This window comes from Streptomyces sp. DH-12 (assembly GCF_002899455.1).
Classification (GTDB): domain Bacteria; phylum Actinomycetota; class Actinomycetes; order Streptomycetales; family Streptomycetaceae; genus Streptomyces.
Genome location: NZ_PPFB01000004.1, coordinates 1 through 25,365 on the forward strand (window position 1 = coordinate 1; position 25,365 = coordinate 25,365).

The 25,365-nt window shown below is 67.2% G+C and carries 21 protein-coding genes and 3 pseudogenes; 16 read left to right on the forward strand and 8 right to left on the reverse strand.

The features are described 5' to 3' along the window. Positions 1-72 precede the first annotated feature (72 nt). The 5 genes from C1708_RS33365 to C1708_RS33375 all read left to right on the forward strand — a co-directional run bounded on the left by C1708_RS33365 (position 73) and on the right by C1708_RS33375 (position 3,118). Positions 73-378: a transposase gene (locus C1708_RS33365; protein ID WP_106416668.1), complete on the forward strand. Its 306-nt coding sequence runs from the start codon at positions 73-75 to the stop codon at positions 376-378. Positions 379-630: 252 nt separating this feature from the next. Beyond that, positions 631-936: a hypothetical protein gene (locus tag C1708_RS33855; RefSeq protein WP_133169121.1), complete on the forward strand. Its 306-nt coding sequence runs from the start codon at positions 631-633 to the stop codon at positions 934-936. A 231-nt stretch (positions 937-1,167) separates the two neighbouring features. Then, on the forward strand, positions 1,168-1,632 hold the full coding sequence (locus C1708_RS36240; RefSeq protein WP_241911181.1) for a winged helix-turn-helix domain-containing protein: 465 nt from the start codon (positions 1,168-1,170) through the stop codon (positions 1,630-1,632). Between the two features lie 54 nt (positions 1,633-1,686). Then, positions 1,687-2,229, forward strand: coding sequence for an IS630 family transposase (locus tag C1708_RS36245; protein ID WP_241911509.1), 543 nt, complete (start codon positions 1,687-1,689; stop codon positions 2,227-2,229). A 71-nt stretch (positions 2,230-2,300) separates the two neighbouring features. Continuing rightward, a protein-coding gene (locus C1708_RS33375; protein ID WP_502696134.1) for an IS5 family transposase occupies positions 2,301-3,118 on the forward strand; the annotation gives its coding sequence in 2 pieces (ribosomal slippage) (positions 2,301-2,648 and positions 2,651-3,118; 816 coding nt in all). Positions 3,119-3,139: 21 nt separating this feature from the next. Here the strand turns inward: C1708_RS33375 and C1708_RS33380 are convergent. From C1708_RS33380 to C1708_RS35535, 3 genes and pseudogenes are all read right to left on the reverse strand, one after another. Further along, positions 3,140-3,403 (reverse strand): annotated as a pseudogene (locus C1708_RS33380) (transposase); the annotation flags it as partial. 153 nt (positions 3,404-3,556) lie between these two features. Continuing rightward, positions 3,557-3,910: a DUF6281 family protein gene (locus C1708_RS33385; RefSeq protein ID WP_106416690.1), complete on the reverse strand. Its 354-nt coding sequence runs from the start codon at positions 3,908-3,910 to the stop codon at positions 3,557-3,559. A 55-nt stretch (positions 3,911-3,965) separates the two neighbouring features. Continuing rightward, positions 3,966-5,021, reverse strand: coding sequence for a matrixin family metalloprotease (locus C1708_RS35535; RefSeq protein ID WP_241911501.1), 1,056 nt, complete (start codon positions 5,019-5,021; stop codon positions 3,966-3,968). A gap of 800 nt (positions 5,022-5,821) precedes the next feature. Between C1708_RS35535 and C1708_RS33395 the strand changes: the two genes are divergently transcribed. The 4 genes and pseudogenes from C1708_RS33395 to C1708_RS33410 all read left to right on the forward strand — a co-directional run bounded on the left by C1708_RS33395 (position 5,822) and on the right by C1708_RS33410 (position 11,070). Further along, positions 5,822-7,057, forward strand: coding sequence for an IS701 family transposase (locus C1708_RS33395; protein ID WP_106411736.1), 1,236 nt, complete (start codon positions 5,822-5,824; stop codon positions 7,055-7,057). A 170-nt stretch (positions 7,058-7,227) separates the two neighbouring features. Then, a pseudogene (locus tag C1708_RS33400) lies at positions 7,228-7,721 on the forward strand (IS5 family transposase); the annotation flags it as partial. A 131-nt stretch (positions 7,722-7,852) separates the two neighbouring features. Beyond that, a complete protein-coding gene (locus tag C1708_RS33405; protein ID WP_133169122.1) occupies positions 7,853-9,856 on the forward strand; it encodes a hypothetical protein in 2,004 nt (667 codons plus the stop codon). A 422-nt stretch (positions 9,857-10,278) separates the two neighbouring features. After that, positions 10,279-11,070: an IS5 family transposase gene (locus C1708_RS33410; protein ID WP_106416655.1), complete on the forward strand. Its 792-nt coding sequence runs from the start codon at positions 10,279-10,281 to the stop codon at positions 11,068-11,070. Here C1708_RS33410 and C1708_RS33415 read toward each other — a convergent pair. Beyond that, positions 11,027-11,575, reverse strand: a complete 549-nt coding sequence (locus C1708_RS33415; RefSeq protein ID WP_106416671.1) for a hypothetical protein — start codon at positions 11,573-11,575, stop codon at positions 11,027-11,029. The two genes, C1708_RS33410 and C1708_RS33415, sit on opposite strands and share 44 nt — an antisense overlap. Positions 11,576-12,452: 877 nt before the next feature. On the opposite strand from C1708_RS33415, the gene C1708_RS33420 reads away from it, so the two are divergent. Further along, a protein-coding gene (locus tag C1708_RS33420) for an IS5 family transposase (protein ID WP_106416672.1) occupies positions 12,453-13,327 on the forward strand; the annotation gives its coding sequence in 2 pieces (ribosomal slippage) (positions 12,453-12,948 and positions 12,948-13,327; 876 coding nt in all). A 24-nt stretch (positions 13,328-13,351) separates the two neighbouring features. Here C1708_RS33420 and C1708_RS33425 read toward each other — a convergent pair. Further along, on the reverse strand, positions 13,352-13,693 hold the full coding sequence (locus C1708_RS33425; protein ID WP_106416673.1) for a DUF5713 family protein: 342 nt from the start codon (positions 13,691-13,693) through the stop codon (positions 13,352-13,354). Positions 13,694-13,948: 255 nt separating this feature from the next. Here C1708_RS33425 and C1708_RS33430 point away from each other — a divergent pair, with 255 nt between their 5' ends. Further along, a complete protein-coding gene (locus C1708_RS33430; protein ID WP_106410804.1) occupies positions 13,949-15,406 on the forward strand; it encodes an NF041680 family putative transposase in 1,458 nt (485 codons plus the stop codon). A gap of 40 nt (positions 15,407-15,446) precedes the next feature. Here the strand turns inward: C1708_RS33430 and C1708_RS35540 are convergent, their stop codons facing one another. After that, positions 15,447-15,635 carry a hypothetical protein gene (locus tag C1708_RS35540; RefSeq protein WP_241911502.1) on the reverse strand — a complete coding sequence of 63 codons (189 nt, stop codon included), beginning with the start codon at positions 15,633-15,635 and terminating at the stop codon, positions 15,447-15,449. Positions 15,636-16,383: 748 nt separating this feature from the next. Between C1708_RS35540 and C1708_RS33440 the strand changes: the two genes are divergently transcribed. The 4 genes and pseudogenes from C1708_RS33440 (at position 16,384) to C1708_RS33450 (ending at position 21,842) form a co-directional block, all read left to right on the forward strand. Further along, positions 16,384-19,611 carry an RHS repeat-associated core domain-containing protein gene (locus C1708_RS33440; protein ID WP_241911503.1) on the forward strand — a complete coding sequence of 1,076 codons (3,228 nt, stop codon included), beginning with the start codon at positions 16,384-16,386 and terminating at the stop codon, positions 19,609-19,611. 91 nt (positions 19,612-19,702) lie between these two features. Then, positions 19,703-19,873 (forward strand): hypothetical protein, encoded by a 171-nt coding sequence (locus tag C1708_RS34155; RefSeq protein WP_157951322.1) that lies wholly within the window; start codon positions 19,703-19,705, stop codon positions 19,871-19,873. Positions 19,874-19,944: 71 nt separating this feature from the next. Beyond that, positions 19,945-20,664, forward strand: a pseudogene (locus C1708_RS33445) (IS6 family transposase). A gap of 86 nt (positions 20,665-20,750) precedes the next feature. Beyond that, positions 20,751-21,842 carry an IS630 family transposase gene (locus C1708_RS33450; protein ID WP_106416676.1) on the forward strand — a complete coding sequence of 364 codons (1,092 nt, stop codon included), beginning with the start codon at positions 20,751-20,753 and terminating at the stop codon, positions 21,840-21,842. Positions 21,843-21,953: 111 nt separating this feature from the next. Here the strand turns inward: C1708_RS33450 and C1708_RS33455 are convergent, their stop codons facing one another. Then, positions 21,954-23,219 carry an IS701 family transposase gene (locus tag C1708_RS33455; protein ID WP_106416016.1) on the reverse strand — a complete coding sequence of 422 codons (1,266 nt, stop codon included), beginning with the start codon at positions 23,217-23,219 and terminating at the stop codon, positions 21,954-21,956. A gap of 127 nt (positions 23,220-23,346) precedes the next feature. On the opposite strand from C1708_RS33455, the gene C1708_RS35545 reads away from it, so the two are divergent. After that, complete coding sequence (locus C1708_RS35545) at positions 23,347-24,066, forward strand: hypothetical protein (protein WP_241911504.1); 720 nt, start codon at positions 23,347-23,349, stop codon at positions 24,064-24,066. Positions 24,067-24,843: 777 nt separating this feature from the next. On the opposite strand, the gene C1708_RS33465 is transcribed toward C1708_RS35545, so the two are convergent. After that, entirely contained in the window at positions 24,844-25,284 is a 441-nt protein-coding gene (locus C1708_RS33465) for a Pycsar system effector family protein (RefSeq protein WP_133169123.1), read from the reverse strand. Between the last annotated feature and the right edge of the window lie 81 nt (positions 25,285-25,365).

Consider the following 25,365-nt stretch of genomic DNA (forward strand, 5'->3'; position numbering starts at 1 on the left):
CCAGGTGTCCACGATCAAGGGGAAGCTTCACCACTTCCCGACGCCCCATCAGACAGTCACGCACCCAACAACGTGACAACGCCCCTCCAGGCCACCAACCGCACCGACCAGCAGGACCCCCGCTGGAAGCGGCTCTACGCCACCCGGTCCAGCATCGAAGGAACCATCTGCGAACTCGTCAACGCCCACCGAGCCCACCGCAGCCGCTACCACGGCCACCGAAAGACCCACATCCAACACGTTCTGACCGGCATCGCCATCAACATCGAACGCCTCGCCTCACGAGCACATCACCGCCCCAGAGGTCTCACGGCGTTCCAGCTCTACCCCGACTCGCGCGACCTGACCTGGGAATGCTGGTGGCGACAAGGCAAATGAGCTCAATCCTCAAGATTCCCGACAGAGTCGCTCAGGATATGCGTACGGGCGCTTACAGTGCGCGACCATCGGGGAGCGGGTCGCGTTCCGGGCCGCGCGATGCGCGCCGACTCGCGGCGCGTCAACTCGTGGCGCGCCGAGGGGAATTGCAGGATCTTCAGGTTGTTGGCGTGTTAATGTGATCACGCCGAGTCGATAAATGTGCGACTCTGATGGAGGGTGCGCCCGAGGGTATGTGTGGACCAACACCTTTTGACGGCGTTCTACGGGGTCGGACCACTCGCACTCAACCTTCTGGGAATCACATGTGTGAAATGGGGAAAATTGAAGTCTTCTCGCTTTCGTAAGATCACCGCTGCAGCCGGTGTCACCGCGGCTGCCGTGATGATGTCCATCGCCGGTACATCGAGCGCGTCGGCCGTGGTCATTCACAAGGAAGAAATCCTTACCGCCGAGGTGTGCGTCATCCGTGGCAACGGAATGGTCGCCAATGGGACCGCCATCGGGTTCACCTGCAACCCGAAGCGCGAGCCGGTCTGGGTTCTGACCTGGTGGTAGGGCGCGTCGGAAGCGGGCTGTCCGTCCGGCAGGGAAGAATCAGGGGGCGCGCCTGACGCGGCTGCATTTCCTTCAGCCGTGGTGAACGGTCCATCGACTCGGTCGGTGGACCGTTTCACTGAGCCTCCGCCAACCTGAAGACGCAGGCAGAAGGGCTGGTGTGACCGGTTCGCGGAGTGCTCGCGCTGGTATTGATTCGAAACGGTTCGGGTTCTGGGTCGTTGGTGGTGTGTGAGCGATCTGGTGGGGGACGCGCGGCATCTGTCGCCGTCGGCGCGGGAGGCCCTGCGGTTGCGGGCAGTGGCCGCGTTGGTGGCGGGGCGGGACCGTGAGGACGTCGCGGCGGTGTTCGGGGTGTCGCTGAAGGCGGTGGACGGCTGGTGGGCGAAGTGGCAGGCCGGTGGCCGGGAGTCGTTGGTCATGCGGCCGCGGGGCAAGCCGGTGGGTGTGCATCAGGTGCTGGACGAGGCCGAGCAGGCCGCCGTGCGGCAGGCCGTCCTGGATCATCGGCCCTGTGACGTGGGGCTGAGCGGGCAGTTGTGGACGCGGCGGCTGGTGGGTGAGCTGATCGCGAAGCTGTACCGGGTGCGGCTGACCGAGCCGGGGGTGGGCAAGTACCTCAAGCGGTGGGGACTGTCGTTCCAGCGGCCGGACAAGCGGGCCGTCGAGCAGGACCCGCAGGCTGTCCGGCGCTGACACGAGGAGACCTGGCCGAAGATTTGTGCGCGGGCGAAGAAGGACGGCGGCGAGATCCTCTTCGCCGACCAGGTCGGCATCCGCTCCGACCAGGTCACCGGCCGTACCTGGGGTGAGAAGGGCAGGACGCCCGTGGTGCGGCGGAGCGGGAACCGGTTCTCGGTGAACGCCATGTCGGCGATCAGCACCAGGGGCCGGATGCACTTCATGGTCTTCGCCGAGCACTTCACCGCCGAGGTGATGTGCCGCTTCCTGGACCGGCTCGCCGGCCACTTCGACCACAAGGTCCATCTCGTGGTCGACGGGCACTCCGCCCACCGCTCCAGGAAGGTTCGCGCCTGGCTCGCCGCCCACCCCGACGACGTCGAACTGCACTTCTTGCCGCCGTACTCGCCCGAGCTCAACCCTGATGAACTGGTCAACGCCGACCTCAAGCACAGCTTGCCCAAGCAGCACCGGGCCCGCGATCAAACCGAACTCGCCGCCGAGACGCGCCGATTCTTCCGCAGACGCCAGCGGCAACCGCACATCGTCCGCGGCTACTTCGGCGGCCCCACCGTCCGTTACACCCTGGACGAGAACCCTATGAGTTTCTGATCAATAGGCCCCCTCGAGGACTCAGAGGGTGTCTCACGTGGTGTGAGGTGGATGCGGCATGATGTTTTGCCATGGGTGTTGGTTTGTCGCAGCGGTTGGTTCCTGACGAACTCTGGTCGCTGGTCGCACCGTTGCTGCCTTCGTTCGCTTCCCGTCCGCAGGGAGGCGGTACGGCTCCGGTTGATGAGCGGGCGGTGTTCACGGCTGTGGTGTACGTGCTGACCAGCGGCTGTGCCTGGCGGCACCTGCCGGAGACGTTCGGCGTCTCGCCGGCCACCGCGCACCGCCGGTTCTCCGCATGGGCCAGGGACGGGCTGTGGCGGCGGCTGCACCAGGCCGTTCTGGACGAACTCGGCGCCCGTGGCGAGGTGGACTGGACCTCGGCGATCGTGGACGCGGCCTCCGTCCGCGCGAAAAGGGGGGATCGCTGACCGGGCGCAATCCGGTCGACCGGGGCAAGAAAGGCAGCAAGCTCCATGTCCTGGCCGACGCCCAGGGCCTCCCTCTCACCCTTGGCGTCTCAGGGGCGAACGTTCATGACAGCCAGGCGCTCCTGCCGCTGGTGCTGGGCATCCCCGCCATCCGCTCCCGGCGCGGCCCCCGCAGACGTCGGCCCGGCAGGCTCCGCGCCGACAAGGCGTACCACTCCGCCGAGAGGCTGAAGTGGCTGCGCGAGCGGGACATCGTCCCGCGCATCGCCCGACCCGGCATCGAGTCCAGCGAGCGTCTCGGCCGGCACCGCTGGAAGATCGAACGGTCGATCTCGTGGCTTTTCGGCTACCGCCGCCTGACCGTCCGATACGAGCGAAAGGGCAGCCACTTCCTGGCCTTCCTCGGACTCGCGGCGACCCTGACCTGCTACAAGAAGCTCGCAAAACTCACCACGTGAGACACCCTCTAAGACCGTGTCCTACGTGGTGAGGCGGACAAGTCGCTTGTAGCAGCAGAGGGCGGCTGCGAGGCCGAGAAAGGCCAGGTAGTTGCGGGGGTCGCGTTCGTAGCGGGGGCTGAGCCGGCGGTAGCCGGACAGCCACGACATGGTGCGCTCGATGACCCAGCGGCGGCGGCCCAATCGTTCGCTGGACTCGATGCCTTTGCGCGCGATGCGCACGCCGATACGCTTGCCAGGTAACCATTTCCGCAGGTCGGCACGGTCGTAGGTTGGCCAGCCGTGGCCCGAGGGTGAGGGCGGGGCTGTCCGTGCCCGACGAACTCGCTCCTTAACACGGGCGACGGCTGTACAGAGGGATTCGTGCACATGGCGTCGCGGCTGTCGGAGGCCGTGGGCCGTGTTCGCGCCGCCCGGGCGGCGCGAACACGGCCGAGGTCAGGGCCTGTCGATCAGTTTCCGTATCTCCGGAGGGAGCTTGTTGCCCGAGTAGGCAGCCACGAAGGTAGCGTCGTCGGGGCTGTCACCGACGGCGACGGCTATGTCGGGTGAGATGCCGTCCACCGCGTAGGCGGTCGTCGTCTCGCCGGATTCCTCAGTTTTTTCCTGGTCTCCGGTGTCCTGACACGGCGGAATGGTGGCAGACCCGAGCTTCTCCCCCGCCGTGTATTCCACGTTCGCGACGTCCCGGTACGTGCGGTCCTGATAGAGGACTCGGTAGGCGCAGGATTCCGCCTGCTCGCCTCCGTCACTGCTGCTCTCCGATGTGCAGGCCACAGCCAGCATCATCATGGCTGCCACGAGAGACACTCGCGTGGTTCGCCCCGACCGGCTCATTGTGTTCCTCCTAGTAGATGCTACGGAGGGCCAGGACGTCTCCTTTGCCGAGGGTCCTGGCGATCGTCTTGCATGTGAACGAGTTCGTGTACATGGTGAGGTTCGAATGTCCTGAGCCCACGTGTCCCAGCCCGAAGACGTGTCCGGCCTCATGAGTACCGACGGAGCGGATGTCGTATTTGTTCGAGCAGCTGCTGGTCGGCTTGTTCGTGAAGTCGTAGTCGTGGGTGTTGAAACGGACGTCGGCCTCACGCAGATCATTCTTGACCCCGGGCATGGCCCAGGTGTACGAGCAGGTCGACGCGACGACACCGCTCTTGAGGTCGCCCCCATCCCACACGCTCAGCTCGTCCCGGCCGGTGCACCGGTTGCTGCTGTTGATGCTCGCCTCACGGCTCGTGTTGGCCAGGTAGTTCTCCTTGGCGCCCACTGAGTCGCTGTACCCGCAGTTGTTGTGACTGTTCGTGATGTTGTTGATCGCATCCATGAACGCCCATTTGGCGTCGTCTCGGGACAGTCCGCCGGGCATCCCCCCGTCGCCGACGTACCAGTTGTAGGTGCCGTACTCCTTTTGGTCGTTCGTCGAGTACGCGCCGTCGCTGCATGCCGAAGGAGCAGCGGCAGCGTCGACATCGGCAGCTTCGGCGCCCTCCGCGGTGTCGATGGGGTCGACCACGGTGTCCGGCTCAGCAGGCACGTGGGTCGCCGGGTCGGGGTTTGCGGAGCCGGGGCGGTCATAACCGTCCGTCGAGGCGTCGACCGCAGTGTCCTCGAGGCCGTAGGAGACCTTGCCGTCGGTGCCGACCTGCAACGTGAACCCGTGCGACTCACCGTCCGTAGTCAGAGTGTCGATAGTGACGGCCATACCGGGTTCGGGCACCGTCACCCCTGTGCCGTCATGGGTCACCACACGGCCGACTGCATCGCACAGGATCACGGACGAGCCGGCCGGCAGGTCGTAGATGGTCAGTTCGCCTTCTTCGAGCTCGCAGACGTCCGGTCCTGATACGGCCGCGTTCGCCGCGCTGCCCACGCTCGAAAGCGATGCCGCGAGAGCGAACGCCAAGATCGTTTTGCTTATGACTCCCGGGTTACGCCGAGCCACTCTCCACCCCCTGGTTGTGTCCCGCGCTGAGCGGAACATGATCAAAGTCTTAGGAGAGTAGCCATAAGATCATCACTCTTTCTTCTCATATTCGGCCGATGGGGCCGACGTGCGGATCTACCTGCTCCGGGCTCGCAGAAACGGTTCGCGCTGGTCGCAGCCATGAGCTTGTGGCTTGCGACGGGACTTCCCTCGCGCCGAGAGCGGTGAGCACGACGGACCCGCTCAGCCGTGATGGGTTCCGCTTTCCGGCAACACCACTTCCGGTCTCCCGACATGGTCGGGAGTACCGAGATTCCGGATCTGGGAAGTTGAGGTGTTTCAACAGGGTCAGTAGTGAATGGCCTGTTACATCCTCGGTGGGCGGCGCCAGCGGCGTTTGGACGCGTCGTGGGCCGGTCGGTGCAGGCGCGGGACATGATTTCGTCACTGATCGGCCGGAGCAGGATCGGAGGTGCCCGGCTGGACGGAGTAGGTCTCGTCGGCGACGACGAGACCCGCGGGACGGGCAATGGATTCGCGGCGCTGGGTGATCGACACCAGGGCGTCCTCCTCGAACTGGCCGACCTCGCCGCGAGTCCGACGGCGATGACGACCTGGCCGGCACCGATCAGAGCCGTGAGTTCGACAGCGGCGGCCATCTTGGTACGGATCCGGGCGACCCGCTTGCAGCGGCTTCGATCAGCCACGACGCGGAGCCGGGCCCTAGTAGTGCTTCGTTACGTTGGGTGATCTCGGCTGATGGTGGGCAGCCTCCCAGGGTGAAGCTGGGGGAGGTGGAACGGCTCCGGGGTGAGTTGGCGGAGTTCGTTGCCGATGTGTTCGGGTCGCTGCCGCGGCGGGATCAGCGGCGGTGGGGCGAGTGTTATCTGCGGGGCCTGATGCTCGACGGCCGGCGCAAGTCGATCCAGCCGATGGCCGAGCGGCTGCCGGACGGGAACATGCAGGCTCTGCAGCAGTTCGTGAACCAGTCGCCGTGGGATCCGCTGCCGGTCAGGCAGCGGATCGCCGAGCGGCTGTCCGAGGTGATCGGGCCCGAGGTGTGGGTGGTCGACGATGTGTCGTTCCCCAAGTGCGGCACCGCGTCGGTGGGGGTGACCCGGCAGTACTGCGGAGCGGTCGGCAAGCGGGCGAACTGCCAGGTCGCGGTCAGTGTCCATGCCGCCACCGACACCGCGTCGTGTCCGCTGAACTGGGAGTTGTATCTGCCACGCGAGTGGACGGATGCACCGCAGCGGTGCCGCAGGGCAGGAGTGCCCGACGAGGTGGTGCACCAGGAGAAGTGGCGCCTGGCGCTCGGCCTGCTCGACACGCTCGACGAGTGGCAGCTGAAGGCTCCGGTCGTGGTCGCCGATGCCGGCTACGGCGTCAGCACCCCGTTCCGGCTCGGTCTTCAACAGCGCGGGCTGTCCTATGTGCTCGCGCTGACCGGGAAGGAAGTCGCCCACCCGGAGAATGCCGAGCCGTACCAGCCCGCTTACAGCGGGCTCGGCCCGCCGACGCTGCCCCGCTACCGCACTCCACCACGAGCCGTCTCGGTCCTCGCGGCCGAAGCCGGTGTCGGCCGGTTCGCCGAGGTGACCTGGCGTCAGGGCAGCAAAGGCGCGATGATCTCCCGGTTCGCGGTCCTGACGGTGCGGCCCGCGGGTAAGCAGTCCCTGGCCGCGGCCCAGGAGGCGGGCGGCGGCCGCAACCGATGGGACGGCGTCCTGCCCACCCAGACCCTGCTGGTTGAGTGGCCGGACGGCCAGGACGCTCCGACCGGCTACTGGATGTCGAACCTGCCCGCTTCGACCCCGGTCGCCGACCTGGTGCGATGGGCGAAGATGCGCTGGCGGATCGAACACGACTACCGCGAACTCAAGCACGGCCTGGGCCTGGACCACTTCGAGGGCCGCACCTGGCGCGGCTGGCACCACCACGTCACCCTCGTCACCGCCGCCCAGGCATTCCTCACCCTCCGGCGGCTCGACCCAAAAGCCCACACACCGGCCTGACCCTCTACCAGGTCCTTGACGTTCTTCAAGACCTGCTGAGGTGCTGGACCGGTGCCTGCGCCACCTGCGGCCGCCCTCTGCCCAGCCCACGAACCCGCCACAGACAGCCCAGAACCTAACGAAGCACTACTAGGGCGTGTCTCTTTGATGGGTTGATCAGTTGATCGGATGTGTGTGTCCGATTAGTGATCACTGATGCCATGTGGGACCGGATCGAGCCGCTGATGCCGACCGATCCGGTCCGCGGCCGGCGATGGGCCGACCACCGCCGCACCCTTGAGGCCATCGCGTGGAAGTACCGCACCAACTCGCCCTGGCGGGACCTGCCCGACGAGCTCGGCCCGTTCCAGACCGCCCACAAACGCCTGATCAGATGGGCCGTCGATGGCACCTGGGAGAGGATCCTTGCCGCCGTCCTGTCGGCGGCGGATGCTGACGACGACATCGACTGGACGGTGTCGGTGGACTCCACCGTCGTGCGGGCTCACCAGCATGCGGCCGGAGCACGCAAAAAGGGGCGGTCCGTCCCGGCGAGCCCGCCGATCACGCACTCGGACGCTCCCGCGGCGGACTGACCACCAAGGTCCACCTGGCCGCGGACGGCGGTGCACGGCCGCTGGCCTTCACCGTCACCGCAGGCCAGGCCGGTGACGCACCCGCTTTCGGAAGACGGACAGCGGCCTACGCCGTCAGCAACGACAGCGTCTGGTTGGCTGATGCCAGCTCCGTGGGAGATCGAACCGTGCCGCTGATCCTGTTGGGCAGTAGAGTGCAACAGTGCGCCATACCGAGCCCATGCTGCTGCACGCCTTCGACGCATCTCAGTTGACTGAGTCTCAATGTGGCTTGTTGGGAAGGGTTCTGCACGCTCTTGACCCCCAGGCGCTGGCAGGGGAGCACGCCTCGGCCTCGAACAGTGCCCTGCTGGCGCTGACCAGGGCACGCGCCGGTCTGGCAGGCAGCGCTGCGGACGGCCAGCCGCAGCCCGAGCTGCTGCAGCGCGTGATCCGGTCGGCTCTGGCCTGTGCGAGACAGGCCGAGGGGGCTTTCCAGCACGGCGGCGGGCACACCCTGTTCCAGCAGGCTGAGACGTTTCTGACGGCTGCCGATACAGACCTGACCGCGCATCTTCGGACCCGTCGGCGTCCATTGGCGCCCCTGCCCTCGGCCGGACATCTGGCCGCAGGGCTTGACGCTCTCTTCCCGTCCCTGGTCACGGCAGTGCAGGACTGGGTAGTACGGCTGTGGTCACAACCGCCAGCCGACTACACACTGCAGGACACGATGCAGGGCGAACTGGCAGTGCTGCTTGCCCTCCAGGGACGTGACGAGGAACGTCTGGCCATCGACCTGCAGTCGTTGCTCATGCAGGGCCCCGTGCATGTCCAGCAGATCATGGACGTGCTCTGGCCAGCCCCCCAGAAACGAGTCCTCACGCTTCTTGTCCAGGGAGCCAGAAAGCTGATGAACCTGGAAGATTTACTTCCGGGCAGTCGCCAATGGGGGCTTGTCGACCATCAGCCCGTCGGGGACAGCAGCGCACCGCAGACAGTGACAGACTTCGCACGCTGGGTGGGACCGCTGGGCAGCCACGCGCTGATCGTCCAGTTTCCTGTCACGGCAGCCGACATCCTCAGCTCCGTCGTCCTGGGGCGCCGCGAACTCAGCCAGGCTCTCGACCAGTACGCAGCAGGAGAGCGTCTCGTCGAGTTGCGCATCGCGGAGCCCTGGATGATCCGCACCGCGAACGGCAAGTCCCAACGGGGCACTTCCACTACGCCAACGGCCAAGCACGTCTACCCGCTCACAAAGCATCAGCCGCACGAGTTGCTGCCCGCCATGCGCGCGGTAAGCCTTGCGCGCCGCGTTGACGCCCCGATGACAAGCGCGGCCCTGTCCTGGAGCGCCCTGGAGTCCACCGGACTCACACCCAAGCAGGCGGGCCCTCTGGCGAAGGCCTGCGCGCTGCAGACTCTCCGCCAGCAGATCATCTCCCTGCATCCCCTGCTGGTCATGGGCGCCAGGGCTCGCCTCAACCAGCATCAGATCAGAGTCCAGGCGGCTCGCGGGCAATTGAAGCGGCACGAGCGCGCTGTTCACGACAGCAGCCAGTCCGATTCTGCGGCAGCCCTGGCTGCTGCCGCACAACATCGGCAACTGGCCTCACAGGCCGCAGCGATACTAGCTCAGGAGGAGACTGCCCACCTGGAAGCAAAGCAGAACGTGAGGGCTTGGGAAGACGCCCTGCGCCAACATGTCCCCACTCCGCCACAGCAGGAGGACTACCTCCTCGACATCGGCTGTTGGCTACAGATGCTGACACCACCGCGCGCCAACGACCCTGCTCAGCTGCGCGCGGCCCGGGACGCCGTCGACTCGCTCAGTGCGTTCACTGGCGGTCACAGTGCTACACGGCTGCGTCTGTGGCGAGTGCGCCTGGCCGACCCGTCCGCGCTCGCCCAATACATGCAACACCAACAGGAGGTCTACGAGGCGACCCTCCACTGGCTCTACGTTACACGGAACCTGGCATTCCACCGCGGACAGTTCTCCGGTCCCGCAGACGTGATGTCCGCCCATGCCGGGCGAGCGCTGGTCGACATGACCCTGGAGTTCCTCGGGAATTGGCGCGTACTGGAACACGCCGCCGGCAACGCCCCCCTCCCGGCAACCGAGGTCTACAAAACGTTGGCAACCCGCTACGACCAGCTGATCAGCCGACTCACCACACCAGGGGCAACCAGCCACCAGCTACGCGTCGATCACATCACCGGGCCCGACGAAACCTGGTGGATCTGAACACGGCAGCACTGCGGCCCAGCGCTTGCAAAGACGGTCCGCGCCCGCCTCCTATGCGAACACGCCACACAACGCCACCCTACGCACCCCACACGGACACTCTCACTCCCCCTCACCCCGATCGCCGAGCTCCAGTGACTTGCTACGGCAGTCTCAGTAGCTGTTGTCGTTCCGGTCTTGAGAGGCGGGCGTCGAACGGGAGTCTCGATCGGGTGATCGCGGCGGGCTGCGGGCATGAAGGCAGGGCCTCTTGGTAGCTCGGGGTTGCGAAGCCGACCGAGATCCAGGAGACCCTGTTGCCGCAGTTTTACGTGCTCACGCCGGTGGAGTTCAACTCGGCTGCACCATCGTGTGATTGCCTCGCCCACCGGATCGGGAATGCGGTCGATCACCCGGAGCGTGTTCGGCGGTATCCCTCGGACATGACGGACGCGGAGTGGGCCGTGGTCCGGCCGCTGCTGCCGGTGCCGGGCTGGCTGCGTGGCCGGGGCGGGCAGCCGGAGGCGTACTGCCACCGGCAGATATTGGACGCCGTCCGCTACCTGGTGGACAACGGCATCAAATGGCGTGCAATGCCGGCCGACTCCCCGCCGTGGGACCGGGTCTACGCGTTCTTCCGCCGATGGCGCGAGAACGCCCTGGCCAGGGAGTTCCACGACCGGCTGCGCGGCCGAGTCCGCCTGGAGACGGGGCGGGATGCGGAGCCGACGGCCGGGGTGATCGACTCGCAGTCGGTCAAGGCGGACGCCGTGGTGGGTGCCGACAGCCGCGGCTTCGACGGCGGGAAGCTGATCAACGGACGCAAGCGGCACGTCGTCGTCGACACCCTCGGCCTGCTGCTGGGTGTGATGGTCACCGCAGCGGACATCGGTGACCGCGCCGCCGCGAAGGTGCTGCTCGAGCGAGTGGCCGACGCTCACCACCGGCTGGAACTCGTCTGGGCCGACGGCGGTTACACCGGCAGCCTCGTCGAACACTGCCTGGCCGCGCTCGCTCTGGTCCTGGCGATCGTCAAGCGCAGCGACGACACACGCGGTTTCGTGGTGCTGCCCAAGCGGTGGATCGTCGAGCGGCTCTTCGCCCACCTGATGCGAAGCCGCCGCCTGGCGCGCGACTTCGAACGCCGCACGACCAGCGCCGAGGCGATGATCTACTGGTCGATGACCATGGTCATGACCCGCCGTCTGGCCCGCTCACGCTCCGCGCGAGCGTGAACCGGCCCGGTGCCGGCTCGGCCAGCCAGCCCCGCGAGACCAGGCGTTTCGCCTTCGACCGCAGCGCCTCCACCCTGGCCGGCACCACGTCCATGCCGAACAGGACGGTCATCTCCTGGCAGGTCAGCGGGCCCTGGCCGAGACGGACCCGATCCGCGAGCGCGGCCAGGATGCGCTGGTAGTCCGCCGACAGTGCCGTCCGGGCCAGCCCTTCGCGCCATACCGGAACCTGCGACTTCGCCTTCGCCGCCACGGGCGCCGACGCCTGCACCCCTGCTTCCAGCCCGGCACGGCCCGGTTGCTCGGCGGCCACCGCGTCGGCTGAATCGCCGCCCGGCGCGGACAGCACCGCACCAACGCGCTCGCGGGCGATCGTCCACTTCAGCCATTCCTGCTCGGCCGTTGCAAGCTCGGCCTGGATGCGGTCGGCCTCCTCGCGCAGCCCGTCCACACGACGACGGGCGGCAAGCTCGTGCTGTTCCAGCAGTCCGACAACCGACGGCATCCGCAACCTCCACGGGAGCGACGAAACGATGGTCCATCACTCCCACACCGACGCCGCACCTATCCCTGACCAGCGAAAACGCAGTCGTCAGACTCGGAAAGACAACAGCCTCTCAGCCGACTTGCAGGACCACTGGTCAAACGACACAGAAGTACGGGCCCTGTTGCCATGTCACTGTCAAAGGGTGCCGTTCGGGTTCTGCACCGGCGAGAGGATGCGGGCAGCGGGCGAGCTCCTGCCGGAGAACTGCCGCTGCCTCGTCCTTGACACCTCCCTCACCTTCATCGATTTCCAGCGGCATCACCGCTTTGCCAGCGCATGCACTATCTGCGGCTGGACAACATCTTCCGCATCACCGCGACCCTGCACGAAGCCGTCACGCAGGCGCACACGCTCAGCTTCCTACCCCGCCCGAGCACACTGCAGAGCGAGGCAGAGCACACCTGATCCGGCCGACGCCGCATCGCTGCAGGTGCAGTGCTGGTCAGGTCTGCGGGAGTACCGCAGTACATGAGGCTGTTGGACGCAGTACGTGATGCCGACCGGACGGTGACTAAGCAGGCGGTTTCCCGCCGGAGGCCGAGCTCCGCGACTCCCGTAAGTGGAGCGTGGAGGGCTGCCGCCGCCTGCACAACGGCCGATTGTGTATCCGCCCGCCGCGGATGCGGCAGGACAGGGCCTGGCCACGAGACGGTTTCCCGGCCGGAAGACGCGCAACGTCTGGTCTCCTGCCTCCAGGCACGGGAAACCAGACGTTCGCGCTGAGGGCGGCCACCGTGCGGCGGCGGGGCCAGCTCGACGGAGCCAGCCGGGGCGCGGCGGAGGCGGGCCATTGTGCGCACGAAAGTGGATCTTGGGCTGTGGATGATCACGGTTCATAGGTCGGGGAGATCTCACAGACGAGCAGTGGGCGGTGCTGGAGCCGTTGTTGCCGAGGGGAGCCAGAGCAGGGCGACCGCCGGTCTGGGCTCGGCGGCAGTTGATCGACGGCATACGGTTCCGTGTCCGGACCGGCGTTCCGTGGCGGGACGTCCCTGCCGAGTACGGACCGTGGAGCCGGGTCTATGACCTCTTCCGCCGGTGGCAGCGAAACGGTACCTGGCAGCGGATCATTACCCGGCTCCAGTCCCTGGCCGACGCGAGGGGGGCGATCACATGGGACCTGAGCGTCGACTCCACGGTCTGCCGCGCGCATCAGCATGCGGCTGGAGCTCGCAAGCACGGCGACCTTCAGAAGGAACCGCCGGGCGGCATCTTAAAGGAGCCTGGCGACCATGGGCTGGGGAGGTCGCGCGGCGGGTTCACTACCAAGCTTCACCTGGCAGTGGAGCAGGGGCAGAAGCCTATGTCGATCGTGGTGACCGCTGGGCAGCGCGGGACTCGCCGCAGTTCGAAGTTGTTCTGGAGAGGGTCCGCGTGCCCCGTGTCGGACCGGGTCGGCCGCGGGTCCGCCCTGATCGGGTGCGGGCGGACCGGGCCTACGCCTCCCGCAAGAACCGCGCCTACCTGCGTCACCGCGGGATTCGCTGCACCATCCCCGACAAGGCCGACCAGGCGCGGAACCGGCGGAAGCTCGGCTCCCGCGGCGGTCGACCACCGAAGTTCGATAAGGCTGACTACCGTGAGCGTCATGCGGTCGAGTGCGGGATCAACCGCCTCAAGAGACACCGTGCTGTCGCCACGCGGCACGACAAGCTCGCTGTTCGCTACGAGGCGACCGTGCTGATCGCAACTCTCAACGAGTGGCTCTGACCGGGGTGGCATTCCCGTCCTCGGTCACCAGTCCCGGCCGGCGGTCAGCTCCTCCGCATCCGCGTCCGTGAACTCGTATGCCGATGCGACGAAACAGAACTCGTCACAGATCCACTCGCGAGCGACCGTCTCGATCCCGCTCCCGGCCGCCATGAACTCCCTGTCCAGTAGGTTGAACTCCTCGGTCGCAGCCTGGGTGAGCGCATACAGGGCCTCCAGATCCGACGGCCGTTCGGCCTCGATGCGCTCGCACAGACTCAGCAGAATTCCCCTGCCCCGTTCGACGATGCGATCAGGGAAGTACGAGTCGTCGAACATCTCCCGCAGGAACGCGTGTCCCCATACCTGCTGGTTTGTGATCGACACGGTAGTTTCCTCTCCACGACGAGCTGACTCGCCGATCATGCACAGCACCGCTGACATCGACGCCACCCCTCTGGCGCCGGACCACGTGCGACCAGGACTTTCACAACACGCCCTAGCTTGATCTTTAACGTCCGGCGTCGAATGGCGTCTCGAACTTGATCACTCGGTTCGGTATCCGGCGGACGCAGAAGCGGCCTTCGTCTGAACATGTGCTCCGACCAAGGAACACACACGTCCAGCACGAAGGCCGCAAGGATGAGTCTGCTGCAACGCGACACCCGGCAAGAGGAATTGGCGCAACTGTCACGCTTCCGGGGCGAGTTCTACTCCTGTCTCACCGCTCGTTCGGATGCGTTGTTCGAGCTGGCCGACGCCGTCCTGTGCGGTGACGGGCCGGTCAGGTCGCTGGCCGAGCTGTCATTGGTGGGCGAACACCGTCGCGGTCACGGCGGACTTTACGCGGCGGTGGCCCGCGGCCAAGTGGATACGGACCGGCTGCGGCAGGCCCTGACCGCGGTGCCCCTGCCGCGGGCCGCTGATGGCCGGCTGGTCCTGGCTGTCGACATCACCTGTTGGCTGCGGCCCAATGCTCACACCTCACCGCAACGGATCCTGTGCCACACCTACGGACGCGGCAAGGACCAGCACATCCCCGTTCCCGGCTGGCCGTACTCCATCGTCTGCGCGCTCGAGCCCGGCCGCAGTTCATGGACCGCGCCGCTGGACGCGCTTCGGCTGGCACCCGGGGACGACACTGCCACAGTCACCGCCCGCCAACTGCGCGAACTGGTTGAGCGACTGATCAGGGCGGGTCAGTGGCAGACGGGCGACCCGGACATCCTCATCGTCGCGGACGCCGGCTACGACGCACCCCGCCTGGCCTTCCTCCTGCGAGATCTGCCCGTGCAGGTGCTGGCCCGGATGCGTTCGGACCGGGTCCTGCGCAGGCCTGTTCCGCCTCGTCGGCCGGGCACGATGGGCCGCCCGCCCCGGCACGGCGGCGAGTTCGTCTTCGGCCAGCCCGACACCTGGGGCACCCCGGACACCCAGACCGTCACCGACACCCGCCTCTACGGCACCGCCCTGGCCCGCTCCTGGAACCGGCTGCATCCCAAGCTGACCCACCGCTCCTCCTGGGCCATGGCCGACGGCACCCTCCCCATCATCGAGGGGACGGTGATCCGCCTGGACATCGACCACCTGCCCAGCGGAGCCACCCCCAAGCCGGTCTGGCTGTGGTGGTCGGGCACCGACGCCACCGAAGCCGACGCCGACCGCCTCTGGCAGTCCTACCTGCGACGCTTCGACATCGAGCACACCTTCCGCCTGTTCAAGCAGACCCTGGGCTGGACCACACCGAAGATCCGCACCCCCGAAGCGGCCGACCGCTGGACCTGGCTGATCCTCGCCGCCTACACCCAACTGCGGCTCGCCCGGCCGCTGGCAGCCGACCGGCGCCGCCCCTGGGAGAAACCCAGCCCGCCGGACAGACTCACCCCCGCCCGTGTCCGCCGGGACTTCCGACACATCCGCCCGACGACCGCCTGCCCGGCCCAGGCACCGAAACCCTCCCGGCCCGGTCCTGGACGACCACCGGGCCGCAAGAACACCCAGCCCACACCCCGCCACGACGTGCACACACCCCGCAAAGCACAGCCGACGCAACGACGAACAAAGAAGTCAACGACCCCACGGCCCCGCCGCACAGGTTAAAGATCAAGATATGCCTGGAGCCAGAGTGAAGTGTCGGGTCCTACGCTGCTTGGTCCCACTGATCCGGGAGGGTGTCATCGTCCGACGGGTGCTGCTCGGCCTTCTCGTGGGCTCGCAGGGCGGCCCAGGTGAGGGCGGCGAGGGGGATGAGGTACCAGGGCGCCGGCCACAGGGCCTGCCACCAGTCGGCCTGGGGGGTGAGGAGCAGGTCGGTGGCGGCGGTGGTCATGCCGGCGGTAAGGCTCCAGCACAGCAGGCGTCCAGCCCGTTGCGCGGAGCGCGTGAGCCGAGGCGCGGAGACGCGGTGGTGACGGGTGGGGTGGGAGCAGGGCGTGCGTCCGCCCGGTGTGCTCATCGGAGGGATGTCCTTCACGACAGGGGTGGTTGCCGCGGGCTGGGGGACCACGCATGCGGGACGGGCCCAGTGTGCATCTGGTGGAGCGGGGCCGCGGATGCCCTCCGTGCACACCGCGTCCTCTGAGTCAACTTCTCCGTCCTGTGCTTTCACGCCGTGACCGGCAGGGACGCTCGATGAGTGCTGCTCGGCAGTGAAGCGGACAGGTTTGAACATGGCCGAAAGAGAGCGGTCGCTGACCTCGACTTCCATGAGGAAACTGCAGGTCAGCAGGTTTCGGTCAAGATAGCCCCTGGAACCAGTAACGGAATCATCAATTCCGCCCGTCTCTCGTGGTGGTTGAGGTATTGAAGTCCCGTTTTGTTCTACCGAAGCGGTGGGGCTGATTCCGGCCCGCATGCATAAGACCTTCGAGGGCACGACGCGTCGCTTTGTGTGTGTCTTGTGACAGCTTGTGAGGCGCCGGTGACCGTGCTGGGTCACCGGTTTTGACCGTCTGTCTGGCGCACTTCTGACTTCCTGTGGGGGGAAGCCGATGCATCCGCGCGTTGCGCACACGCCGTTCCGGCGTGCCAGGAGAACACACCGAACCGCTCTTGTCTCCGCGATCACCACGGCCGCCGTGGTGATCGCCGCCGCTCCCGGTCTGGCAGCGACTGCGAAGCCGCAACTGCCCGAGCCGGAGAGCCCGTGGACGAAACCGACGAAGGTCGAGGCTCCCGCCACGCCGGCCGGACCGACCCGGGCCCCCGGCTCGCAGCCGGAGGCCGAGCCGTCGGCCGAGGTCGCGGCCTGGCGAGAAGACCAGAAGGCCCGCACCACCGGTGCGGAACCCGGCAAGGGCCCGACATCCCGTTCTACAGCTGCCGCAGACGTCGCTGCGTCCGACTACCTGCCCGAGGGGCAGGGCGAGGTGCCCTGGCACCAGATCATCGACACCCGCCTGAACGACGCCCTGGTCGCGCGGGTGAACGTCTCCAACGGCAACCTGATGCTCGCGGCCACGGACTTCGACATCGCCGGCGTCGGCCAGAAACTCCAGCTCACCCGCACCTACAACTCCCTCGAAGCCCCCTGGGGCAAGGTCTCCCAGCGCTGGTGGCAGGGATACGAGCGCTACCTGCAGATCCGCGACGGAGAGACAGCGGTCTTCGACGCCACCGGCGAGCTGCTGCGCTTCACCGCCAACGCGGACGGCACCTACACCACGCCGGCCGGTTACTCGAAGGACCTGAAGAAGAACGCGGACGGCACCTACACCCTCACCGACCGCAAGTCCGGCACCAAGGACACCTACAACGAGCACGGCACCCTCACGAGGGTGACGGACAGGAACGACGGCACGATCACCGTCGACCAGCACGACGAAGGCGCCGAGCACAAGGGCTTCAAGCTCACCGAGACCCGCTCCGGCCGCTGGATCGACCTGGTCAAAACGTACGGCAATCAGTGGCAGGCCAAGGACCACACCGGCCGCACCGCCGTCCTCGACCTCGACGCAGCAGGCAACCTGGCGAAGGTGACGGACACGGCCGGCAAGGCCACCGCCTACGAGTACGACGGCTCGCGCCGCGTGACGAAGGTGACCACCCCCGAAGGCACGGTCACCCTCTTCACCTACGACAGCCACAACCGCGTCACCTCCATGCAACGCGCCACCGGCACGTCGGGCAGCGGGCACACGGGCCCGACCTGGCGCTACGACTACACCGCCCCCACCCCGTCGGACGCGGGGACGACCACGGTCACCGACCCCGACGGCGACGCGACGAAGTACGTCCACAACGCGGACGGTGAGGTCACCAAGGTCACCGACCCGCTCGGTCACTCCCGCCACGCCACCTACAAGAACCACCTGACCCAGACCGCGACCGACGCCATGGGCACGGGCGCGGACGGCACGGGCGGCAACACCACCACCTATGGCTGGGACGGCCGCAACAACCCCATCTCCCAGAAGCTTCCGCTCGGCGCCACGGCGTCCGTGTCCGCGTACCAGACGGTCGCGGGCACCGACCTGCCCAACGACTTCACCACCGCGGACGGCCGCAAGGACAGCTTCACGTACGACGCCAACGGCAACACGCTGTCGGTGACCACGTCGGGTACCGCGGGCGCCACCCGCGAGTACACGTACAACAAGGACACCCCGACCTGCGGCGGTTTCGAGGGCCAGCGCTGCACGGCGAAGGACGGCAACGGCAAGGTCACGTCGTTCGAGTACGACACCAAGGGCAACCTGTGGAAGGTCAAGCCGCCGGCGCCGCTGGGGGAGACGACCTATACGTACGACGCGCTGGGCCGGGTGGAGACGGTCAAGGACGGCCGCGGCATCACCACCGTCTACGCCTACGACACCCGTGACCGCGTCCGTGAGGTCTCCTCCACCAACGCCACCGTTACGTTCACCTACGACGGTGACGGCAACGTCAGGACCCGCACGGACGCCTCGGGCACGACCACGTGGGAGTACGACAAGCTCAACCGGGAGAAGCGCCGCACTTTGCAGAACGGCGCGCAGACGGCGCTGGCCTACACCCCCGGCGGTGACGTCGACTTCTACACCGACCCGACCGGGAAGACGGACTACACCTGGGACAAGGCCGGCCGCCTCGACCAACTGACCGCCCCGGACGGCCAGAAGACCGACTTCGACTACGACAACAACGGCAAGCGCACCAAGACCGTCTACCCCGGCGGCACCACCCAGACCGTCACCCTCGACGACAACGGCCGACCGGAGAAGATCAGGACCACGTCGGGCACGCAAACGTTCGTCGATCTGTCCTACAGCTACAAGAACACCGCGGGCAAGGACACCACCAAGATCCGTACCCGCACCGACAACCTCACCCAGTACACGACCACGTACACCTACGACTCCCAGGACCGCCTCACCTACGCGCTCGAGGCCGACTCCGCCGGAGCGCGGAAGGCTTCCTGGCTGTACTGCTTCGACAAGGCCGGCAACCTCACCAGCCGCGACGGCAGCAAGACCACCTGCCCGGGCGGCACCACCTACACCTACAACGACGCATCGCAGCTGACCGCCAAGAACGGCTCCACGACCGGCTGGTCCTACGACAAGCTCGGCAACGAAACCGCCGCAGCCGACAACACCCCCCGCACGAACGAGACCTGGACCGACCACAGCCAGCTCTCCGGCATCACCGCCGGCGGCACCACCTACGACCTGGTCCACGCCGGCACCACCAACCACGAGCGCACCAAGCTCGGCTCGACCTGGTTCCACCACACAGCCCTGGGCCTGGCCTCCACGAGCACGAACGGTGTCGACACCGGATTCATCCGCGAACCGGCGGGCACGCTGAACTCCATGACGACCGGGGGGAAGTCCTACTACTACCTCACCGACGCCACCGGCAACGTCCTCGGCCTGGTGGACGACGCGGGCAAGCGCACCCACACCTACGCCTACGGCCCCACCGGCCTGCCCCGCGGCACCACCACCGAGACCGCCCCCCAGCCCTACCGCTACGCGGGCGCCTACCTGGACCCGACCGGCCTGTACAAGATGGGCCACCGCTACTACGACCCCACCCTCGGCCGCTTCACCCAACCCGACCCCTCCGGCCAGGAAACCAACCCCTACCTCTACGCCGCCGGCGACCCCATCAACAACAGCGACCCCACCGGCCTGTACAGCATCGACGACTTCAAGTCTGACGTCGGGTTTGTCGGATCGACTGCGACGATCGGCGGAGTCATTGGCGGCGGAGTCGGTTCCGTCGTTCCAGGAGCCGGCACTGGCGTAGGCACCGTGGTAGGCGGTGTCGCAGGAGTCTCCTTCGGGGTCGGCGTCCTCGTCGGTGAAGCTCTGGGGAGCTAGTCGCACTTCGAAACGATCCCGGTTCCCTGATGAAGCTCCGGGGCGGCGTGGTAGTCGCCCCGGAGCTGAGCCACTTCACAAGGAGAAGAAATTGGATAAGCGCCAACTGATCTTGTTGCTGGTAGTGATCATTGCCTTCGGGGTAGCAGGACTGACCATCGGACTGATGGGTTTCTCACGGACAACAGCACTCATTGCCTTTGCCATCATCGCTGCGCCCTTGCTCTACCTGATTCTCAGTCGGTCACAACAGGGCAGGTAGCAATCCGGCACTGTCACGTTGGCTGACCGGTGGGATGATCTCCGGGTTGATCAACCTGGGAAGGGTCGTCCGTGAGGAGCGCGTCGCCGTCGTACAAGGGTCACCGGTACCCGGTCGAGGTGATCTCCCACTGTGTGTGGCTGTACTTCCGTTTCCCGCTGTCGTTCCGTGAGGTCGAGGAACTGATGCGCGAGCGCGGGATCGTCGTCTCCTACGAGACGATCCGCCGTTGGTGCAGCAAGTTCGGGCAGACCTACGCAGGCGCGCTGCGCCGTCCACAGCCCCAGTTCGGGGACAAGTGACACTTGGACGAGGTCTTCATCAAGATCAACGGGCGATTGCAGTACCTGGGGCGGGCCGTCGACCAGGACGGGCACGTCCTCGGCATCCTCGTGCAGAACCGGCGGGACAAGGCCGCAGCCCGATGCTTCTTCCGCAGGCTCCCCAAGAAGACCCGCACGCCGCCGCGGGTGGTCGTCACCGACAAGCTCCGCTCCTACGGCGCGGCCCTCCGCGAGGTCATGCCCTGCGTCGAGCACCGACAGCCGAAGTACCTGAACAACCAGGCGGAGAACAGCCACCAGCCCACCCGGCAACGCGAACGGGCGATGAAAGGCTTCCGCTCCGTGGGCGGAGCACACCGGTTCCTGGCCGCGTTCAGCGGCATCTCACCCCACTTCCGGCCCCGCCGCCACCTGATGCCCGCACACGACTACCGAGCCGAGTTGATCGTCCGCTTCGCCATCTGGAAGCACATCACCGGAGTCGTCGGCTCCGCCGCCACGGCCTGACCACAGCCCGGAACCGGGCTCCAGCACGCCGCAACACACCATCAGACGCCTAGTGACCTGAGTCGGAGATTCGTCGTTGGTTTGGCATGAGTCGTCCGGGTCCGAAGATTCCGCCGTTGTCGGTGACCGATGCCCAGCGGGCCGTGCTGGAGGGCTGGGTGCGCCGCCGCTCGACCGCTCAGGCACTGGCCCAGCGTTCAAGGATCGTGCTGGAGTGCGCCGACGGACACTCGATCATGGAGGTGTCGCGCCGGCTGGGTGTCTCTCCGGACACGGTCCGCACCTGGCGGCGACGCTTCCTCGAGCGAGGGCTGGACGGCCTGTGTGACGAGCCGCGGCCCGGTGCTCCGCGGAAGATCACCGACGCGGACGTCGAGCGGGTCATCGTCAAGACGCTGGAGGAGAAGCCGAAGAACGCCACCCACTGGTCGACCAGGTCGATGGCGGCGGCCACGGGCATGTCCCAGTCCGCGATCTCGCGGATCTGGCGGGCGTTCGCCCTGGCCCCGCACCGGTCACAGACGTTCAAGCTGTCCACCGACCCGCTGTTCATCGACAAAGTCCGTGACGTCGTCGGGTTGTATCTGGATCCGCCGGAGAAGGCCCTGGTCCTGTGTGTGGACGAGAAGTCGCAGATCCAGGCCCTCGACCGCTCTCAGCCGGTGCTGCCGATGATGCCCGGGGTTCCTGAGCGCCGCAGCCACGACTACGTCCGGGCCGGCACCACCACCCTGTTCGCGGCCCTGGAGGTCGCCACCGGCAAAGTGATCGGCTCCCTGCACCGCAGGCACCGGGCCGTGGAGTTCAAGAAGTTCCTGGCCAGGCTGGACAAGGAGGTGCCCGCCGACCTCGAGGTCCATCTCATCCTGGACAACTACGTCACCCACAAGACACCCGCCGTCAAGAAGTGGCTGCTGGCTCACCCGCGGTTCCATCTGCACTTCACTCCGACGAGTTCGTCCTGGCTGAACCTGGTGGAGCGGTGGTTCGCCGAGCTCACGCAGAAGAAGCTCAAGCGCGGTGTCCACCGCTCCGTCCAGGCCCTCGAACGCGATATTCGTTCCTGGCTGGCCGACTGGAACGACAATCCACGACCGTTCGTCTGGACGAAGACTGCCGACGAAATCCTCGACAAAGTCGCGGCCTACTGCCGACGAATCTCCGACTCAGGTCACTAGTAGTGCTTGGTCAGGTCCGGAGTGGGGTGGGTATGTCGCGGTGGCAGGTGGGGCAGGCGCCGGTCCAGGTGGCGAGGAGTGTCTGCAGTTCCCGGACGACTTGGTAGAGGCTCAGACCTGCGCCGCTTCTTTTGGGTGGCGGGCCAGTCGTTGCAGGGTGCAAAAGGCGTGGGCGGCGGAGACGAGGGTGACGTGGTGGTGCCAGCCGGCCCAGGTGCGGCCCTCGAAGTGGGCCAGGCCCAGCGCCTGTTTCATCTCGCGGTAGTCGTGCTCGATGCGCCAGCGGAGTTTGGCCAGCCGCACCAGGGTGGCCAGCGGCATGCCGGAGGGCAGGTTCGACAGCCAGAACTGCACCGGTTCGCTCTCGGTGGCCGGCCACTCGGCCAGCAGCCACCGCTCGGGCAGCTCCGGATCGTCGGCGGCCCTGCGGACGCCGCGTCCGGCCGGGCGGATGCGCAGGGCGACGAAGCGCGAGTACATGCGCTTGACGCCACTGCGGCCCTTGCCCGGCCGGGAGCCCTCCCGCCAGGACACCGGCCGGGCCGCCGTCCGGCCGGCCGCGATGACCAGGTCCTTCACGGGCTGCGCGGGCTCGGGGTACTGGATCTTCGGCGGACGCCCGGTGCCCGCATAGACCGGTTGGACGGGCCGGGCCTCGGCCGGATGCGCGGTGTGACGGCCGGAGATGCCGACCGCATAGGGCAGGTCCCGTTCCTCCAGGCCGAGGCGGAAGGCGGCGGCATCGCCGTAGCCGGCGTCCGCGACCACCAGTGGGATGTCGATGCCCCACGAGAGGGTCTCGTCGATCATGTCCAAAGCGAGCTGCCACTTCTCCACATGCCCGACCTGGTCGGGAACGCCGCAGCGGGTGCGGCGGGCGACCTTGGCCGGATCCGCCTCGGGCGAGGCCGGATCCCAGGAGGACGGCACGAACAGCCGCCAGTCGATCGCAGCCGAGGCATGATCGGTGGCCAGGTGCACCGAGACGCCCACCTGGCAGTTGGTGACCTTGCCCGCGGTGCCGGTGTACTGCCGGGCCACACACGCCGACGCATCCCCATCCTTCAGGAAGCCGGTGTCGTCCACGATCAGCGCTTCCGGGCCGATCGCCTCGTGCATCCGCCAGGCCAGCCGGGCCCGCACATGCGCCGCATCCCACGGACTGGAGGTGATGAAGTGGGCCAGCGCCTGCCGGTTGCCGTCCCCGCCGAGACGGGCCGCCATCGGTTCCACCGACTTGCGCCGTCCGTCCAGCAGCAGCCCGCGCACATACGCCTGCCCCCACCGCCGTTGATCCGCCCGGAAGAACCCGTCGAACAACTCCGCCGCGAACGCCTCCAGGTCCTCCCGGACCCCGGCCAACTCCTCAGGTGTCACACCACCTCAACGACACCCACGAGCAAACGGACACGCCACCCGCGAGTGAAGATGACCAAGCCCTACTAGGCCTGAAGAAACTCCACCAACTGATGGGTCTCCCAGACACGGGGAAAGGGGACACCTGATGCTCGAAGACCTCCTGCGCGCCGAAGCGCAGGCCCTTCACGACCAGTACGACCACCACGACACCGACGACTTCCTGCGCCGCCTCGCCGTCCGCATTGCCCAGGAAGCAGCCCGACCCTCCCGGATCATGCGCGCCGTCACCGACCCAGCCCCGCCGCCCCCACCAACACAGGCGCTGGCCCAAGTGCCGCCACCGGCCGGCGTCCCCGTACCCAACCGGCCCACCGACTCCCGGCCCCGCACCCGCCGCGGCCCACGCCGCCGCCCCACCCCCATCATCACCACCGACCCCGCCACCACCCCCACCGCCGTCATCGACCACGTCCGCAGACTCTGCGAGACCGTACTGCGCTCCAACGACATCGACTCCCTCGCCGCCTTCGCCGCCGACTACGACCAGACCGGAGCCCGCACCTTCGCCTGCCTCCTCTACACCCTCGGCCGACGCGAAAGCGCCCTGTACTGGTGGCGCTTCGCCGCCGGCGCCGGAGACCCCCTCGCCGCCCACCACGCCGCCGTCGGCCACAGCAGCCCCGACGCTCGCATCTGGCGCACCATGGCCCGCATGCTCGGTTTCACCCGAGACCGCCACCTACCACAACCCGTCCGCTCCGCTACACAACTCGCCGAAGGATTCGCCAGCACCGTGCCCTGGGGATCCGCCCTCAGCGCCTTCATGACCACGGACCGACTTCCCAGAGAACTGATCCACCACTGACCACCGACGTCACCCGAAGCCGACGATGCGTGGCAACGGTGAGACCGCGGAAATCAGCTGCCCAGAGCGCACCACCCCCGGCGCGCTCACTTACCCAGCTCCGCTACTGCTTGGAGGGCCGGAGCACCGTCCGCGCCCACACCAGCAAGCTGAGCAGCCCCGCCCCGAATCTGCCGCAGCCTAGACGCACCAGGTGCGCGGCTACCTCACTGCCCGGGGCTGGCACCGGGCTCCAGGCTGCGCGTCGAACGACGTATCAGCGCCGCGTCTCCTACGTTGGCGCGGTCATCAATCTCCCCAAAAGCACGGTGGCACCTCCACCGCCTGTTGCTTAACGTCCGTAGAGATATCAACACCGCCCCGACCACCGACTACGCCGACTCCCCTCTCCCAGCCCAACCCGCGCGCTCCTGACCGGGCTCGCGCATCCGGAGGCCATGCTGCGGTCCAGCATGGTTGGGACTGAGTTATCCCATCTGCACGTCTCTTTTCCCGATTCGGCTTGGGAGAGGAGGCGACGAGGCGCACTGCCCGGCATCGTTCCGGGCCTGGCCGCGACATCTATGAGGGCGGGCACACTCCGCCAGCCCCATCCGCTCCGGGAGAGGGTCTGTCAACCTGAAGCCGTAGGTCAAAGGGCTGGTATGGCGGTCCTGCGGGGTGCTCACGCTGGTCAGGGACGGCAGCCTGAGGAGTAGATCATCTGTCAGCGGTGCTGATGGTTGGTCGGGTAGGGCGTAGTCGAGATTCCGGTATTTGGCGGTTGGGCTGTATGCATCACGCGGCGTACAGCGCAGCTGCGAACTGGGGGAGCGCCGCGACCAGCATGAGGGTGCCCCGCTCCACCCAGCGGTACTTTTTGCGGATGATGTCGCTGGTGACCAGCAGGGAGGTGAGCAGTGGTCCGGCGGGGTCGCGTGAGGCACGCTCGAAGGCGTGGCTCAGCCTCTGGGGACCCATCTCCGCTGTGATGTGTCCAAAGTACGAAGGGCCGGTGGCGTCTTGCTGTCTGCCGGCCCGGTGGCGCGGCATGATCGCGCACACGAAGCACAGGACGGCCAGGAGCGAAGTGACGATCGCGCTCCACCACAGGATTTCTGGGCTCGGGGAGACACCGATGAAGGCGCCGAGAACAGCTCCCGTTACCCCGAGCAGGACGGCGGCCTTCGTGTCTGCCCGTCCGATTTCCGCCCGGTTCGCCGTCATGAAACGCTCCATCGCCGCCACGGTTTCCGGACCGCTGGTGCGCGGGTTGCGCGTAGCGGCCCGCCGGCGTGTCCGGTGCAGTTGCCGGTGATG

Excerpts from the sequence above, each read along its gene's own strand:
- C1708_RS33385 (WP_106416690.1), bottom strand. The coding sequence starts at position 3,910 with ATGATGATGCTGGCTGTGGCCTGCACATCGGAGAGCAGCAGTGACGGA.
- C1708_RS33405 (WP_133169122.1), top strand. The coding sequence starts at position 7,853 with ATGCTGCTGCACGCCTTCGACGCATCTCAGTTGACTGAGTCTCAATGT.
- C1708_RS33410 (WP_106416655.1), top strand. The coding sequence starts at position 10,279 with ATGACGGACGCGGAGTGGGCCGTGGTCCGGCCGCTGCTGCCGGTGCCG.
- C1708_RS33415 (WP_106416671.1), bottom strand. The coding sequence starts at position 11,575 with ATGCCGTCGGTTGTCGGACTGCTGGAACAGCACGAGCTTGCCGCCCGT.
- C1708_RS33430 (WP_106410804.1), top strand. The coding sequence starts at position 13,949 with ATGAGTCTGCTGCAACGCGACACCCGGCAAGAGGAATTGGCGCAACTG.
- C1708_RS35540 (WP_241911502.1), bottom strand. The coding sequence starts at position 15,635 with ATGACCACCGCCGCCACCGACCTGCTCCTCACCCCCCAGGCCGACTGG.
- C1708_RS33450 (WP_106416676.1), top strand. The coding sequence starts at position 20,751 with ATGAGTCGTCCGGGTCCGAAGATTCCGCCGTTGTCGGTGACCGATGCC.
- C1708_RS35545 (WP_241911504.1), top strand. The coding sequence starts at position 23,347 with ATGCTCGAAGACCTCCTGCGCGCCGAAGCGCAGGCCCTTCACGACCAG.
- C1708_RS33465 (WP_133169123.1), bottom strand. The coding sequence starts at position 25,284 with ATGGAGCGTTTCATGACGGCGAACCGGGCGGAAATCGGACGGGCAGAC.